Origin of the sequence: Pandoraea sp. PE-S2R-1, from assembly GCF_002179865.1 — a bacterium.
Taxonomy (GTDB): Bacteria; Pseudomonadota; Gammaproteobacteria; order Burkholderiales; family Burkholderiaceae; genus Pandoraea.
Genome location: NZ_NGUR01000017.1, coordinates 373,633 through 389,857, shown reverse-complemented (window position 1 = coordinate 389,857; position 16,225 = coordinate 373,633). Strand labels below are relative to the sequence as shown.

Annotated in this window: 11 protein-coding genes; 5 read left to right on the top strand and 6 right to left on the bottom strand. The window is 63.0% G+C overall.

Features of this window, described 5'->3' with window-relative positions; genetic code table 11:
- Nucleotides 1-22: 22 nt before the first annotated feature.
- Nucleotides 23-604: a peroxidase-related enzyme gene (locus CDV44_RS25695; RefSeq protein ID WP_087691441.1), complete on the bottom strand. Its 582-nt coding sequence runs from the start codon at nucleotides 602-604 to the stop codon at nucleotides 23-25.
- Nucleotides 605-694: 90 nt separating this feature from the next.
- On the bottom strand, nucleotides 695-2,443 hold the full coding sequence (gene msbA / locus CDV44_RS25690; protein ID WP_087691440.1) for a lipid A export permease/ATP-binding protein MsbA: 1,749 nt from the start codon (nucleotides 2,441-2,443) through the stop codon (nucleotides 695-697).
- A 163-nt stretch (nucleotides 2,444-2,606) separates the two neighbouring features.
- Between msbA and recQ the strand changes: the two genes are divergently transcribed.
- Nucleotides 2,607-4,412, top strand: coding sequence for a DNA helicase RecQ (gene recQ / locus CDV44_RS25685; protein ID WP_058375736.1), 1,806 nt, complete (start codon nucleotides 2,607-2,609; stop codon nucleotides 4,410-4,412).
- Nucleotides 4,413-4,437: 25 nt separating this feature from the next.
- Nucleotides 4,438-5,241, top strand: coding sequence for a glycosyltransferase family 2 protein (locus CDV44_RS25680; RefSeq protein ID WP_371328815.1), 804 nt, complete (start codon nucleotides 4,438-4,440; stop codon nucleotides 5,239-5,241).
- 130 nt (nucleotides 5,242-5,371) lie between these two features.
- Here the strand turns inward: CDV44_RS25680 and CDV44_RS25675 are convergent, their stop codons facing one another.
- Entirely contained in the window at nucleotides 5,372-6,223 is an 852-nt protein-coding gene (locus CDV44_RS25675) for a glycosyltransferase family 2 protein (RefSeq protein WP_087691439.1), read from the bottom strand.
- Nucleotides 6,224-6,281: 58 nt separating this feature from the next.
- Nucleotides 6,282-9,896: a DNA polymerase III subunit alpha gene (gene dnaE, locus CDV44_RS25670; RefSeq protein ID WP_087691545.1), complete on the bottom strand. Its 3,615-nt coding sequence runs from the start codon at nucleotides 9,894-9,896 to the stop codon at nucleotides 6,282-6,284.
- Between the two features lie 228 nt (nucleotides 9,897-10,124).
- On the opposite strand from dnaE, the gene CDV44_RS25665 reads away from it, so the two are divergent.
- Together CDV44_RS25665 and gluQRS are read left to right on the top strand one after the other, a co-directional pair.
- On the top strand, nucleotides 10,125-11,009 hold the full coding sequence (locus CDV44_RS25665) for a sulfurtransferase (protein ID WP_087691438.1): 885 nt from the start codon (nucleotides 10,125-10,127) through the stop codon (nucleotides 11,007-11,009).
- Between the two features lie 9 nt (nucleotides 11,010-11,018).
- Nucleotides 11,019-11,933, top strand: coding sequence for a tRNA glutamyl-Q(34) synthetase GluQRS (gene gluQRS / locus CDV44_RS25660; RefSeq protein ID WP_087691437.1), 915 nt, complete (start codon nucleotides 11,019-11,021; stop codon nucleotides 11,931-11,933).
- A 78-nt stretch (nucleotides 11,934-12,011) separates the two neighbouring features.
- Here gluQRS and CDV44_RS25655 read toward each other — a convergent pair whose 3' ends face one another.
- Both CDV44_RS25655 and CDV44_RS25650 read right to left on the bottom strand, forming a co-directional pair.
- Nucleotides 12,012-13,526, bottom strand: coding sequence for a DEAD/DEAH box helicase (locus tag CDV44_RS25655; protein ID WP_087691436.1), 1,515 nt, complete (start codon nucleotides 13,524-13,526; stop codon nucleotides 12,012-12,014).
- Nucleotides 13,527-13,809: 283 nt separating this feature from the next.
- Nucleotides 13,810-14,862 (bottom strand): bile acid:sodium symporter family protein, encoded by a 1,053-nt coding sequence (locus tag CDV44_RS25650; RefSeq protein WP_087691435.1) that lies wholly within the window; start codon nucleotides 14,860-14,862, stop codon nucleotides 13,810-13,812.
- 253 nt (nucleotides 14,863-15,115) lie between these two features.
- Here CDV44_RS25650 and CDV44_RS25645 point away from each other — a divergent pair, with 253 nt between their 5' ends.
- Complete coding sequence (locus tag CDV44_RS25645; RefSeq protein ID WP_249277716.1) at nucleotides 15,116-16,102, top strand: LysR family transcriptional regulator; 987 nt, start codon at nucleotides 15,116-15,118, stop codon at nucleotides 16,100-16,102.
- The last annotated feature ends 123 nt before the right edge of the window (nucleotides 16,103-16,225 follow it).

Sequence of the window (16,225 nt, the reverse complement as noted above, 5' to 3'; positions counted from 1 at the left end):
TCGAGAGTTAAGAGAAGTAGATTTAGCGGGTGCGCGGCACGCGCCCCATCAAGAAGAATTCGTCGTTTGGCCGCATGGACACCGCATTCGCAATGCGGTTGGACATGCCGAAAAACGCCGTGATCGCCGCAATATCCCAGATGTCCTCATCGTCGAGGCCATGGTCGCGCAACTCGGCGTAATCCTGATCGCCCACTTCGTGAGCGCGTTCGCAAACCTTCATCGCGTACGTCAGGATGGCCTTCTGACGCGCGCTCAGGTCGGCTTTCAAATAGTTGACGGCCACCTGATCGGCCAGCAACGGCTGCTTTTCATAAATACGCACCAGCGCGCCGTGTGCCACCACGCAGTACAGACACTGGTTGGCGGCACTCGTGACCACCACGATCATTTCGCGCTCGCCCTTGCTGAGGTTGCCCTCTTTGAGCATGAGGGCATCGTGATATGCGAAAAATGCGCGAAACTCGTCGGGACGATGCGCCAGCGCCAAAAACACGTTCGGAATGAAGCCCGCCTTTTCCTGCACTTCGTCGATACGCGCCCGAATGTCCGCCGGCAGGCTCGCCAGGTCGGGCACAGGAAAACGACTGATCGGCTGGCTCATCGTAATCTCCTCGAAACGTGTTGTCTGGTCGCAGGCATCGGGTCGATTCCGCGCTGGATCAGCACTGAATCAGGCCCCGATGCGCCTGAATTAAGCCTCTTCCTGCGCGTATTGAATGCGGTGCAAATGCGCGTAGAGGCCATTATGCGCCAGCAGTGCCTGATGGGAGCCCTGCTCCACGATGCGGCCGTGCTCCAGCACGACGATGCGGTCGGCGCGTTCGATGGTCGACAATCGGTGCGCAATCACCAGCGTGGTGCGGCCTTCCATCAGCACTTCGAGCGCTGCCTGCACGTGACGCTCCGATTCCGAGTCGAGGGCCGACGTCGCCTCATCGAGAATCAGGATCGGCGCATCCTTGTAGATTGCGCGGGCAATCGCCAGACGCTGACGCTGACCGCCCGACAGACGCATACCGTTGTCGCCCACGAGGGTCTCCACGCCATCCGGCATGGCCGCGACAGCGTCGATCAGATTGGCTGCCCGCAGCGCCGCTTCGACACGCGGGGTATCAATTTCTTGCCCGTAGGCGACGTTCGCGGCGATGGTGTCGTTGAAGAGCACCACGTCCTGACTCACGAATGCGATCTGACGGCGCAGATCGGCCAGACGCAGGTCGCTAAGCGCAATATCGTCGAGCAGAATGCGCCCGCCGGTCGGATCGAAGAAACGCGGCACCAGATTGACCATCGTGGTCTTGCCGCTACCCGACGGCCCCACCAGCGCCACCATTTCTCCCGGGGCGACATCGAGCGAAATACGATCGAGCGTCGGGCGATCGCTCGCGCCGTAGTGGAAGCTCACCTGATCGAACGTCACGCGGCCCTTGGCGCGCTCGAGCGTGCGCTCACCGCCGCTCGGCTCGATTTCGACGTCCATCACCTCGAAGATGAGTTCGGCTGCCGTCATACCGCGTTGCAGCGGCTGGTTCACGTCCATCAGGTGCTTGAGCGGCGAGACCACCAGCAGCAGCGCCGTGACGAATGCCGTGAAGCCGCCGACGGTCATCTCGCCCGACGACGATTCGATCATCGCCACGGTAATCACGATGGCGAGCGCCAGCGATGCCAGCGCCTGGGTTACCGGCTGTGCGAGACCGCCCGACACGGTCACGCGCATGGCATAGCCGCGCAGCGTGCTCGTCATCTTGTCGAAACGCGACTTTTCGTAGGCTTCGCCGTTATGAATCTTCACGACCTTGTAGCCGCCGACCGCTTCTTCGACCACGTACGACAGCTTGTTGGTCAGGGTTTGCTGCTCGCGGTTCAGGCGGCGCAGACGGCGGTTGATCTTGCCGACCAGCCAGCCGATGAGCGGCAAAATGACCGCCACGACGAGCGTGAGGCGCCAGTTCAGATAGAACAGATAACCGAGCAGGCCGATCACGGTCAGCGAATCGCGCACGAGCGTGATCAGCACGGTGGTCAGCACACCGAGCACCTGATTGACTTCGTAGACGATGGCGTTGATCAGCGTGCTGGTGGTTTCACGCTGGAAGTAGGCCGCCGGCGCGTGCAGCAGACGCTCGAACATGCGCACGCGCAGGTCGAGCAGCACGCGGTTGGACACCCACGAAAGCATGTAGTTGGCGGCATACTGCGCCAGACCACGAATGACGGCCAGGCCGATCACGGCGGTCGGCACGTACCAGAGCTTCCACGGATCGCCGCCCGAGAAGCCCTTGTCGAGCACCGGCTTGAGCACGGCCGGAATGGCCGCCTCGGTCGCCGCGACCATGGCCATGGCCAGCACGGCCAGCAAGCCCATGTGCCAGTAAGGCTGGAGATAGCCCAGCAGACGTCGCAGAATCGGTCCGGAAGGCGGGTGCGGTGCGCTCATGTATTGGGGGAACGGCGGAAAAACCGCTATTCTAACGTACCGGCCTGCCCCGCCGGGACTCGTCTGCCCCGGCATCGGACGCTTCCGGAAAATTCATCGGAAAGCCGCTCATTCCGGCCCTCGCAAGCGCCTGCCCGGGATGGGAACCGGTATACTCCCGCCCATGGCAAGCGCACTCGAAGTTCTCCGTACCGTATTCGGCTATAACGCATTCCGTGGCGATCAGGCCGCGATCGTCGACCATGTGGCCGGCGGTGGCGATGCGCTCGTGCTCATGCCCACCGGCGGCGGCAAGTCGCTGTGCTACCAGATTCCCGCGTTGCTGCGCCCTGGCCTGGGCATCGTCGTCTCCCCGCTCATCGCGCTCATGCAGGATCAGGTCGACGCGCTGCTGCAAGCGGGTGTGCGCGCGGCCTATCTCAATTCCAGCCTTAGCTTCGACGAAGCCATCGATACCGAGCGGCGTGCCGCGCGCGGCGAACTCGATCTGCTCTACGTCGCGCCGGAACGGCTGCTGACCGATCGCTTTCTCGATCTGCTCGACCGGCTCGACGAGCGCGGGCAACTGGCGCTCTTCGCCATCGACGAAGCGCACTGCGTGTCGCAGTGGGGCCATGATTTCCGGCCGGAGTACATTCAACTTTCGGCGCTGCACGAGCGTTATCCGAGCGTGCCGCGTATTGCGCTCACGGCCACGGCTGACGCGGCGACACGCGAGGAAATCCAGACCCGGCTGGGTCTCACCGAAGCGCATCTGTTCGTGTCGAGCTTCGACCGGCCGAACATCCGCTACGAAATTGTCGACCGCGACAACCCGCGCAAGCAGTTGTTGACGTTTCTGGGCCGGCATCGTGGCGAGGCCGGGATTGTCTATTGCCTGTCGCGCAAGAAAGTGGAAGAAACCGCCGCCTGGCTGGAGACACAAGGCATTCCGGCCCTGCCCTATCACGCGGGTCTGGACGCCGACGTGCGCCGCACCCACCAGCAACGGTTTCTGCGTGAAGAAGGGCTGGTGATGTCGGCGACGGTCGCCTTCGGCATGGGGATCGACAAGCCGGACGTGCGCTTTGTCGCCCATCTGGACCTGCCCAAGAGCCTCGAAGCCTACTATCAGGAAACCGGCCGCGCGGGCCGCGATGGCGAACCCGCTGAAGCCTGGATGGCCTACGGGCTGAACGACGTGGTGGTGCACCGCAGCCGCATCGACGAATCCAACGCACCGGACCTGCAAAAGCGCATCGAGCGTCAGAAACTCGACGCCCTGCTCGGCTATTGCGAAGCCCCGCGCTGCCGCCGGACCGTGCTGTTGTCGTACTTCGGAGAGAGCAGTGAGCCGTGCGGCAACTGCGACGTGTGCCTGAACCCGCCGGAAGTCTTCGATGGCACGATTGCGGCTCAAAAGGCACTTTCGGCCATTTTGCGCACCGGCCAGCGCTTTGGTGCCGGCCATCTCGTCGATCTGCTGCGCGGACGCAGCACCGACAAGATGCGCCAGTTCGGTCACGAGAGCCTGCCGACGTTCGGCGTCGGTGGTGAACTGGACGATCAGGGCTGGCGTGCTGTGTTCCGTCAGTTGATCGCCCACGGCCTGATCGAGCCGGACAGCAGTCAATACGGTGCGTTGATTCTGAACGCGTCCGCGCGCCCGGTGCTCAAGGGCGAAACGACACTGTCGCTGCGCCGCCAACGCGCGGTCGCCAGCAAGAAGAGCCGCTTTGCGGGCTACGCGTCGCCGGCCATCGAGCTGGATCCCGCCGACCAGCAGTTGTTCGACAAGCTGCGCGCCTGGCGACAGGACATGGCGAAAACGCAGGCGGTACCCGCGTACGTTATTCTTCACGACCGGACGCTGCGAGAACTGGCGCAGCGCCGCCCGCGTCACCGCGATGGTCTGGTGGACATCACCGGTCTGGGAGAAGCCAAGATCGAGCGCTATGGTGAAGCGCTGGTCGAGTTGCTGAACGCCTGAGCGCCTGAACGTCCGAACCTTCGACATGACTGAAGCCCATTCGACCTTGCCGAGTGCACCGAATCTGCCCTCGTCACCGCAGCGCCTGCCGCTGACCGTGACGATTCTGACGCGCAACGAGCAGCACAACATCGCCGAGTGCATCGCGTCGGTCCGGGCACTGGCATCGCAAATCGTGGTGCTGGATAACGCCAGCACCGATGGCACGGCAGACATCGCACGCGATGCCGGTGCCGAGGTTCATGTCACCCCCGACTGGCCGGGCTTCGGGCCGCAGAAGAACCGCGCGCTGTCGTTCGCGACCCAGCCCTGGGTGCTCTCGCTCGATGCCGATGAACGCATCACGCCAGAATTGGCCGCCGACATCGCTGCGGCCATCGCATCGAACCGTCATGCGGGCTATCGCATGCCCCGCCTGTCGCAGTTTCTTGGCCACTGGGTGCGGCATTGCGGGTGGTATCCGGACTACGTGCTGCGGCTGTTCCGCCGCGACGCCGGGCGCTTCTCCGACAACCTTGTGCACGAACGCGTGATCGTGGAAGGCGAGATCGGCACGTTGCCCAATCATCTGCTGCACTACAGCTACACCGAAGCGCGGCAGGTCGAGGACAAGGTGCAGCGTTATGCCAAGGCAGGCGCAAAGGAAATGTCGTTGCGTGGCAAGAAGGTCTCCGCACTCAAGCCGTGGATCAACGGCGGATGGGCCTTCGTGCGCACCTTCGTGCTGCGCCGAGGCTTTCTCGATGGCGCCACAGGTGCCGCGATTGCGCGCATGAACGCACGCAGTGCATTCCTGAAGTACGCGCTGTTGAGGCGCGGGGACAACTGAAACGGGTGAGCAACCGGCGAATGCTCGCAAATCAAAAAAGGACGCGAATACGCGTCCTTTTTTATTTGATCGACGATCGACAACCCCGATGGTCGCTACGACTGTCGATCGCCGGGCAATCGACTCGCGCTTACTTCGCGAGCGCTCGCTTGATACGCGAGCGGAACATCTGCCAACGCAGTTGGCCATCGTCGACGGGCTCCCCCACCGAACCATCGCTGTCGGCAGGCACGACCTTGCCGCGACGTAGGTAGTAGCGATCGAAAATCTTCTGGGTCATACCCCACTTACGCAGGAACTGCGTGCGTCCGTCGTTCTTCACGACCTTGCCCGTGCTCTTGCACTGGAAGTGGTAGACGAGACTCGCCCCGACGCCGATGAACTTGCGGCAGCCGGCCGCCCATAACTTCATCGAGAAATCATTGTCGCTGCTCATGCCCGGGCTCAGCTCGGTGCTGTAACCGCCCACAAGGAACCACCAGTCGCGATGCACCAGCGTCGGCGGCCACGTGGCGCCGAACCAGTCCGCCTTCTGATACGTCGGCACCGCCGCGAGCAGCGCGGCTTCGTCAAAGGTATCGACTTCGCGTCCGAAATCCGTCACGAGCACGCACGGATTGCCGGTATCCACCGGCTCGATCATCGTGCCCGAAAGCATGAACGCCTTATCCGGCATCGCCTCGGCACGCTCGATCAACGCCGTGTCCCAACCCGGGCAGCAATACATGTCGTCGTTCAGGTAGACGATGTACTTCTCTCGCGCGAGCGCCGCCGCCTGATTCACGGCGTAGCAGATCCCGATGTTGTCCGGCGAAGCGGTGTGATCGAGTCCCTCGGCGCGCACCCAGTCCAGCGTGCCGTCGGAGCCATCGTTCACGTGAACGATGATCTGGTGCGGCATGCCCGAGTTCTGGCGAATGCTGCGCACACAAAGTTGCAGCAACGCGAGGTTGTTCCACGTCGGAACGATGATGGAAAACATCCGGAAATTCCTTGTTGATCAGGCCAAACGGGCGGGTTCGATTACGAGGTCAGGCCGTTCAATAAACGATCTGCACCGAGTCGGGGGTGAGCCACTGACGAAGCTCGCCCAACAGCTCATCGCCGGGCTGCACCTTCCAGTCGTCCCCGAGACGCGACTCGCATTCGGCGTCGGTGCGGCGGTAGACGATGTGCACCGGCAGCCCCGTCGGCTTGTCGTCGTCGCCGTTACCATTCCCGTTGCGCCGGCCGAAGCCACCGCCACCACCGCCACCACCGCCATTGCCACCCTTGAATCCGCCGCCACCGCCGCCAAAGCCCCCGCCGCCACCTCCACCACCGGATCCGGCCCCAGCCGTTGCCGTCACGCGATACATCGTGCAGTGCGGTTGCAACGTGGCGCGCAGGCGTGTCCAGTCGGCATTGCCGTTGAACGACAGCTTGAGCGCGCGAGCGAAACGGGCACGTGCGCGGCCGAGATCCATAAGACTTTCCGTGGTGAAACGCAGCCCGCCGGTGAAGCTGTCGGGTCGCGCACTGCCGTGAACGATCAGCAGTTCGTCTTCCTTGAACAGTTGCTTGTTCGCCTCGAACTGCTCGTTGAAGATCGCCACTTCGAGCGTGGCGGAGCCATCGTCGAGTTGGGCGATCACCATCTTGCCGCGCTGCGTCATCATCGTGCGCAGGCTTGCGATCACACCCGCCACGAGGCGGTCGCGCCCTTCACTCAAGTCCTTGATGCGCGTGCGCACAAAACGGCGCACCTCTTCGGCGTACGAGTCGAACATGTGTCCCGACAGGTAGAAGCCGAGCGCCTGTTTTTCTTCCTGAAGCTTGCGCTTGTCGGTCCAGGCCGGTTCGTCGGCCAGTTCCAGCGGCGCCTGCAAACTCTCGTCGCCCAGATCGAACAGGCTGACCTGATTGGCCGCAGCACTCGCCTGCTCAGCCGCTTCCATGGCCATGGGCACCGACGCCATCAATTGCGCCCGGTTATCGTGAATGGTGTCGAACGCCCCGGCGCGGATCAGCGCTTCGATCGTGCGGCGGTTCACCATGCGGCGATCGATACGCTGGCAGAAATCGAACAGATCAGTGAACGGCCGTTCTTCGCGTGCCCGCAGAATCTCTTCAATGGCCGACTGACCGCTGCCCTTGATCGCACCGAGACCGTAGCGCACGGTCTTCGAATCGGCGGGCTCGAAACGGTAAGCAGAGACATTCACGTCCGGCGGCAGAACAGCCAGACCGTTGGTCAGGCAGTCTTCATAAAGAATCTTGACCTTGTCCGTATCGTCCATGGCCAAGCTCATATTGGCCGCCATGAATTCGGCAGGGTGATGCGCCTTGAGCCATGCCGTGTAATACGCGAGCAGCGCGTAAGCCGCCGCGTGCGACTTGTTGAAGCCGTAGCCCGCGAACTTCTCCATCAAGTCGAAGATTTCGTCGGCCTTCTCGGCCGTCAGCCCGTTCTTGTCCGCGCCCTCGCGGAACAAGCCACGGTGCATGGCCATTTCCTCGGCCTTCTTCTTGCCCATTGCGCGACGCAGCAAGTCGGCGCCACCGAGCGAGTAACCGCCGATGATCTGCGCCATCTGCATCACCTGCTCCTGATAGACCATGATGCCGTAGGTCTCCTGGAGCACGGGCTCGACGCGCGGATCCGGATATTCCACCTTCTCGCGGCCGTGCTTACGCGCGCAGAAGCTCGGAATCAGGTCCATCGGGCCCGGACGGTACAACGCCACCAGCGCAATGATGTCTTCGAAGCGGTCGGGCTGGGCGTCTTTCAACATGCCCTGCATGCCCCGGCTTTCCAGCTGGAACACGGCCACCGTATTGGCTTTCTTGAGAATGCTGAAGGCTGCCGGATCGGTCAGCGAGACCTGCTCAAGCGACCAGTCCGCCATCTCGGGATGCAAGCGCTTGATGTAGCGCTCTGCCCAGTTCAGGATCGTGAGCGTAGTCAGGCCCAAGAAGTCGAACTTCACCAGCCCGACGGCTTCCACGTCGTCCTTGTCGTACTGACTCACGACGCCGCTGGCGTCTTCGCCGACGCCTTGCGTGTACAACGGGCAGAAATCGGTGAGCTTGCCCGGCGCGATCAACACGCCCCCGGCGTGCATGCCGACGTTACGCGTGAGGCCTTCGACACGCTGCGCCAGTTCGAGCAACTGCTTGACTTCGTCTTCCGTGTTGAAGCGCTCGGCCAGTGCCGGCTCTTCCTTCATCGCGTCGTCGAGCGTGACGAGCTTGCCCGGCTTGAACGGGATGAGCTTGGCGACACCGTCGACGAAGTTGTAGCCGAGATCGAGCACGCGCCCGACATCTCGCACCGCCGCCTTGGCCGCCATCGAGCCGAAGGTCGCGATCTGCGAGACGGCGTCCGCGCCGTACTTCTCTTTCACGTACTGAATGACGCGGTCGCGCCCGTCCTGACAGAAGTCGATGTCGAAGTCGGGCATCGAGACGCGTTCCGGATTCAGGAAACGCTCGAACAGCAGGTTGTACTTCAGCGGGTCAAGGTCGGTAATGCCCAGCGCATAGGCGACGAGCGATCCGGCGCCAGAACCCCGGCCCGGGCCGACCGGCACGCCGTTATTCTTGGCCCATTGGATAAAGTCCGCCACGATCAGGAAGTAGCCCGGGAAGCCCATCTTGATGATCGTGCCGGTCTCGAAATCGAGCCGCTTGTAATACTCGGGGCGCTGCGCGTCACGCTCCGCCGCGTCGGGGAAGAGCTGCCCCAGACGCATTTCCAGCCCCTCTTTCGACAACTGCACGAGATAGTCGTCGAGCGACATGCCGTCAGGCGTCGGGAAGAGCGGCAGCTTCGGTTTGCCGAGTTCGAGCGTGAGGTTGCAACGCTTGGCGATCTCGACGGAATTGGCAATCGCGGACGGCACATCCTCGAACGCGGCGATCATGTCGTCCTGCGTGCGGAAGCTCTGGTCCTGCGTAAAACGGCGCACCCGGCGCGCATTGCCGAGAATTTCACCTTCCGAGATACACACGCGCGCTTCGTGCGCGGTGAAATCGTCGCCGGTCATGAACTGGATCGGATGCGTGGCAACGACCGGCAGCCCTACCTTCGCGGCCAGTTGCACCGCCTGCTGCACATACGTTTCCATGCCGGCCTGACCGGTGCGTTGCAGTTCGATATAGAACGCCCCCGGGAAGACCTTCGCCCAATGCTGCGCGCACTGCGCCGCCAGATCGGGATTGCCTGCCGCCAGCGCGGCACCGACATCGCCCATCTGCCCACCGGAAATCGCCAGCAGACCTCGCGCGAAGCCGTCGGGATCAAGCCACGACGGGTCGATTTCTGCACGCCCGCGCCACTGGTTGCCGAGCCATGCCTTCGACAGCAACTGGCACAGGTTCAGATAGCCTTCCTTGTCGCGCGCGAGCAGCAACAACCGTGACGGCTTGTCGCGATCGGCAGCATTGGTGATCCAGGCGTCGCAACCGATGATCGGCTTGACGCCCTTGCCGCGGGCTTCTTTGTAGAAACGGATGGCACCGAACATGTTCGCGAGGTCGGTGAGCGCGAGCGCGCCCTGCCCGTCCTTGGCCGCGGCTTTGACGACGTCGTCAAGGCGCACGATGCCATCGGCGATCGAGTATTCGGAGTGGAGGCGGAGGTGGACGAAACGAGGTTCTGACATGGGCCGTATTGTAACGCGGCGGCTCCGGATTTCGCGCGCCGTGTCCCCGGTCCGGTGGCATATCTGCGCTTTTCGGACGGCACCGGCCGACCGCTCGGAATTTGCCGCATTCGGTGCGGGAGCATCATCCGATTCCACGGGATATCAGCGACTTATGGGGTGAAATCAAAGTGCCTTCGGGCCAGATCGGCGATAATGGCGGTTTATTGCTTCACGCTTTTGCGAAACCCTGTTGCCATGTCTATCGTCAACATCGCCGCGTACAAGTTCGTCTCGCTCGACGACATCGCAACACTGCGCCCTGCGCTGCTCGAACACTGCCAGGTGCTCGACCTGAAGGGCACCATTCTGCTGGCCCCGGAAGGCATCAATCTGTTTCTGGCCGGCTCGCGCGAATCGATCGACGCATTTCTCGGCCAACTGCGCGCCGACGCCCGTTTCGCCGACCTCGCGGTCAAGGAGAGTCTCTCCGAGGAACAACCGTTCCGCCGCATGCTGGTCCGCGCCAAGAAAGAAATCATCACGATGAAGATGCCGGTCATCAAGCCGGCAGACGGGCGCGCGCCCGGTGTCGAACCCGCCACGCTCAAGCGCTGGCTGGACGCGGGCCAGGATGACGAAGGCCGTCCGGTCGTGATGCTCGACACGCGCAACGACTTCGAAGTGGATGTCGGCACGTTCGATAACGCCGTCGACTATCGCCTGACCAAATTCTCCGAATTCCCGGACGTCATCGCAGCCCATCGCGAAGATTTCGAGGGCAAGACGATCGTGTCGTTCTGCACGGGCGGCATTCGTTGCGAAAAAGCCGCCATCTACATGCGCGATATCGGGCTGGAACACACGTATCAGCTCGACGGCGGCATTCTCAAGTACTTTGAGGATGTCGGCGGCGCCCACTATCAGGGCGACTGCTTCGTGTTCGACTACCGCACGGCACTGACCCCCGACCTCGCGCCGGCGGGCACCGTGCAGTGCTTCGCGTGCCGCGCCGTCGTCACGCCCGAAGCCCAGCAAAGCCCGGACTATGTCGAAGGCGAGCATTGCCCGGCGTGCGTTGGCGAGAAAAGCGCGACGCCTGCCGCGCGTGCTGAACGCGCAGCCCCGTCCATCGCGGACTAAGGCGCGCCGGTGTCGCGCGTCGAATCGGGCCGTACCGGGCACTATCGCGGCCGCTTCGCCCCCTCGCCGACCGGGCCGCTGCACCGCGGCTCGCTGGTCACCGCACTGGCGAGTTGGCTCGATGCCCGCGCGCACGACGGCGTGTGGATCGTGCGCATGGAAGATCTGGACGAGCCACGTTGCATTGCCGGTGCGGCGGATGACATTCTGGCAACGCTCACGCGACTGGGCCTCCACAGCGACGAACCCATTGTCTGGCAGAGCCAGCGGCACGCGCTGTACGAGGACGCGCTCGCTTCGCTGACGGCGTCTGGCCGGGTGTATCCCTGCGGCTGCACTCGGCGGGAAATCGCCGACTCACTCACGCGCGAACACGCCCGCCACAGCACGCTAGCCTATCCGGGCACCTGCCGCGATGGCCTGCACGGCAAGCCCGCGCGGGCGTGGCGACTGCGAGTCCCGGATGGCAACGCGGCACGCATCGGATTCGATGATCGCTGGATGGGGCCGCAGTCGCAGGATCTCGCCACCGAAGTCGGCGATTTCGTGCTCAAGCGCGCCGACGGACAGTGGGCATACCAGCTCGCGGTGGTGGTCGACGACGAAGCGCAACGCATTACCGATGTCGTACGCGGCACCGACCTGCTCGACTCCGCCGCCCGCCAGATCTATCTCCAGCAATGCCTTGGCGCCGCCACGCCGCGCTATCTCCATGTGCCGCTCGTGATGGCCGCCGATGGCGAGAAGCTGAGCAAGCAGAATGGCGCAGCGGCACTGGCGCTCGACTCCGATGAAGCCGTCCTCGCAGCCCTTCAAGAGGCTGCCACGCATCTCGGCCTGCCAGCAGTACTGAGTCAGACGACGCATCGCGAGGATTTCTTCGCGGCGGCAACACAGGCATGGCGGGCGCAACACGGCGACTGATCGCCATAAAAAAAGCCAGCGCGATACGCTGGCTTTTTTCATTCGACACGCTGAAGGGCCTTAGCCCTTGAAGCTCACTCAGTTGCTGGCCTTGCGCGGGAACCCCGCGAGCAGTGCTGCCACCTGACGCTTCGGTGCTTTCTCGGGCATGGCGCCGAAGGCGTTCGGCGCACCCGCGTCTTGCGACGACTTGCTGTTTTGCTGCGCATCGTCGGCCGTGGGCGACGGCTCGTACGGCTTGTAGAAGAACTCGTCTTCCGGGCGAACGCGACGCTGACCCGGCAGGCCGCTGCTACCGCTGCGGCTGGCGCGCAGGCCGTCGTGACGGCCATGACGCTCGCTGCGCTCACCGCGCTCGGTACGTTCCGAACGCTCCGGGCGCTCACTGCGCTCGGGACGATCACCACGCTCATCACGCGAACGGCTGCGGCGCTCCAGCACCAGCTCGCCACGCTTGAGTTCGCGCTTGATCAGCTTTTCGATTTCAACCAGGTGTTTGCGCTCGTCCGGGGCGCACAGCGAGATGGCCTCGCCCGATGCGCCGGCACGGCCAGTGCGGCCGATACGGTGGACGTAATCTTCCGGGTTGTACGGCAGATCGTAGTTGATCACGCCCGGCAGATCGGAGATATCGAGACCACGCGCAGCCACATCGGTCGCGACCAGGGCTTGAATGCCGCCCTGCTTGAAGGCTTCGAGGGCCTGCATGCGTTCATTCTGCGATTTGTCGCCGTGAATGGCCGCCGTCACCACACCGTCGCGCTCCAACTGACGCGCCAGACGGCTAGCGCCGATCTTGCTGTTCACGAACACGATGACCTGCTTGAGGTCGCGTTCGTTGAGAATCTGAACCACCGCGGCGCGCTTGTCGTCTTCCGGCACTTCATAGACGATCTGCTCGACCGTATCGGCCGTCGCATTGCGGCGTGCCACTTCGATCGTCAGCGGGTTGGTGAGGTAGCTCGAGGCGAGCTTCTTGATTTCGTTCGAGAACGTTGCCGAGAACAGCAGCGTCTGGCGCTGCTTCGGCAGCAAATTCAGAATGCGCTGGAGATCGGGCAGGAAGCCCATGTCCAGCATGCGGTCCGCTTCGTCCAGCACAAGCATCTTGACCTGGCCCAGATTGACCGTCTTTTGTTCGACGTGATCGAGCAGACGTCCCGGCGTGGCGATGAGAATCTCGACGCCACGGCGCAGCGCGTCTTTCTGCGGGTTCATGTCCACACCGCCGAACACGACGGTGTTGCGCAGCGGCGTGTGCGAGGCGTACAGACGCACGTTCTCTGCCACCTGATCGGCGAGCTCACGCGTCGGCGTCAGGATCAGCGCGCGCACCGGGTGACGGGCAGGCGAAGCACTCGTATTGGCGTCGGGCAGCAGGCGTTGAATGATCGGCAGCGAGAAGCTTGCCGTCTTGCCGGTACCCGTTTGCGCAGCACCCATCACGTCGCGGCCGGAAAGTACGACCGGAATGGCCTGCGCCTGAATCGGAGTCGGACTGGTGTACCCCTGCTCGGCGATGGCCCGCAAGATGTCCGCATGCAGCCCAAAGCTATCGAAGCCAGGGGTAGGAACAGCATTCACATCAGCCATGGTGAAGGGACATCTCTTTTAAAAAAACGGGGGCCGCCACGCGGAAGGATCCGCATCAAAGCACACTCGCGAAAATTCAAGGGGCGCTGGGCGCCATGCTCAGGGCTGGCGCGAGAGGGGACTGTCAGGGGACAGATGCGTCGGGCGCCGCCGGACCTGGGAGGTCATTAAGAAGCGAAACAGACGCAATTCTAGCACTTGCGCACGACCAACGTGTGACAGCGAGGCTTTGCGGCACTTTGCGCCGGCCCGCACGAGGCGCCGCGCACCACCCCCGCCACACTTATCGGCCCGCGCCGGCTTTGGCGCTGCCGTCCGACTTCACAGCCTTGGCAGCACCGGCCTTGCCGGCTTTCGCCTGAGCGGCGCGCTGCTTGGTGGCGTAGCGTTGCGCCAGCACGGCGCAGACCATCAGTTGCATCTGGTGAAACAACATCAGCGGCAAGACGATCGCGCCCAGCGGGCCGGTGGCAAACAACACCTTCGCCATCGGGATGCCGCTCGCCAGACTCTTCTTCGAACCGCAGAACACGATGGTGATTTCGTCTTCGCGCGAGAAGCCGAGCCAACGCGCCGAGAACGTGGTGATCGCGAGCATCACCGCCAGAATCACCGCGCAGCAGCCCACCAGACCGACCAGCGCCAGCGGCGGAATCTGGTGCCACAAGCCCGTATTGACCGCCTCACTGAACGCCGTGTACACCACCAGCAGGATCGAGCCCTGATCGACGAACTTGAGCAGCGCGCGATTACGCTCGACCCAGCCGCCGATGGCCTTGCGCGACAACTGGCCGGCGATGAACGGCACGAGCAGTTGCAGCATGATGTTGCCGATGGAGTCGAACGGCGATGCGCCCGTGTTGCCATCGTGGTGCACCACGACCAGCCCCACGAGGACCGGCGTAATGAAGATGCCGAACAGGCTGGAGGCCGAGGCACTGCACACGGCCGCCGGCACATTGCCGCGCGCCATCGACGTGAACGCGATGGCCGACTGCACCGTCGCGGGCAAGGTGCACAGGAACAGAATGCCGAGATATAGCTCAGGCGTCACGGCCCATGACAGCAGCGGCTTGAGCGCCACACCGACAATCGGGAACACAACGAACGTGCTGGCAAAGACGAGCAGGTGCAGGCGCCAGTGCGTGGCACCCGCCAGCACGGCTTCGCGCGAGAGTTTCGCGCCATGCAGGAAGAACAGCAGGGCAATCGCCACGCTCGTGAGCAGGTTGAAGGCAACTTCGCCTTCGCCGTGCGCCGGCAGGAAGCTGGCGAGCGCTACGGTCGCCACTAACATCAACGTAAAGTTGTCGGGAAGGAAACGCGGTCGGGCCATCGTCAATCTCGGGTGAATCTCGAGGAAATCTCGGCGGGTCATAAAAGACAAAGCCCGTCCACAAGGACACGGAACGCCGCAGCTCAGGGCTGACAGCGTGGTCGTGGGTCGATGCATGCGCGATCAATAGCGGATCAATATGCGATCGAATGTGACCGGAAGTGTGCGCTCGCGATACGGGTTTTCACGTATTAGAGCGCAAGGATAGTTAAAATACAAATTCATTTAAAAAATTTATTCATACCAATAACGCATGAATATCTCGCTGCGCCAACTCAAGGTGTTCCTCGCAGTCGCCCAGCACGGGAGCTTCAGCCGGGCCGGGGAGGACATTGGCCTGACGCAACCGGCCGTGAGCCGTTGTATTCGCGAACTGGAACAAGAACTCGGCCTCAAGTTGGTCGATCGCACCACGCGGGAAGTCACGCTGACCGAAGTGGGCGCTAGCCTCTCGGCGACGCTCGCCCGGGTACTCGACGAACTGGAGAGCGCGTTGCGCGATACCCACGGGCTCGCAGAAGAGCGGCGTGGCCGCGTGCGGGTAGCCAGCGCGCCGACCATTTCGGCCAACCTCATGCCCGAATGCATCTCGGCGTGTGCCGCCCGCTACCCCGACATCACCCTCATGCTGCGCGATCAGGTGCAGACGCTCGCGACCGACAGCGTGCGGCACGGTGAAGTCGATTTCGGCGTGATCGTGGCATCGGAAGGCACCGACGATTTGGTCGGCGAGCCCATCATGGTCGAACCGTTTCTCGTGGTGTGCGACCGCTCACATCGCTTCGCCAAGCAGTCGCAAGTCACGTGGAAAGAACTCAACGGCGAGAAGCTGGTGCTACTCGATTACGCCTCGGGCAGCCGGCCGCTCATCGACCGGGCGCTGGCCGAGCACGGTGCGTATTGCCAGATTGCGCAGGAAGTCGGCCACGCCATCACCGTGTTCCGCATGGTCGAGGCGGGTATCGGTATCAGCATCATGCCGGCGCTGGCATTACCGGCCATGCCCGGCTTGCCCGAGAACGGCGGCCGTCTCGTCGCCCTGCCGCTCGTGCCGCAACTGGATCGCACCATCATGCTGGTACGGCGCAAGAACCGCACGCTCTCCCCCGCCGCCCAATCGGTGTGGGAGTTGATCCAGCAGATCACGGCCAACACGCCGCATGCGCTTGCCGCCAAAGCAGCGAAGGCAGCCAAGGCAGCGATCACCACCAAGCCCACCAAAACGGCCAGCAAACCCTGACATCATTGGAGATGACATCCGATACCGGGTGTAACCGCAACGTTGACGAAAATTGAATTCAGTTATCGCCTGCGTTGACAGCTTTCTCGCGCGAAATGTAAGTGAGCACCTGCTACAATCGGC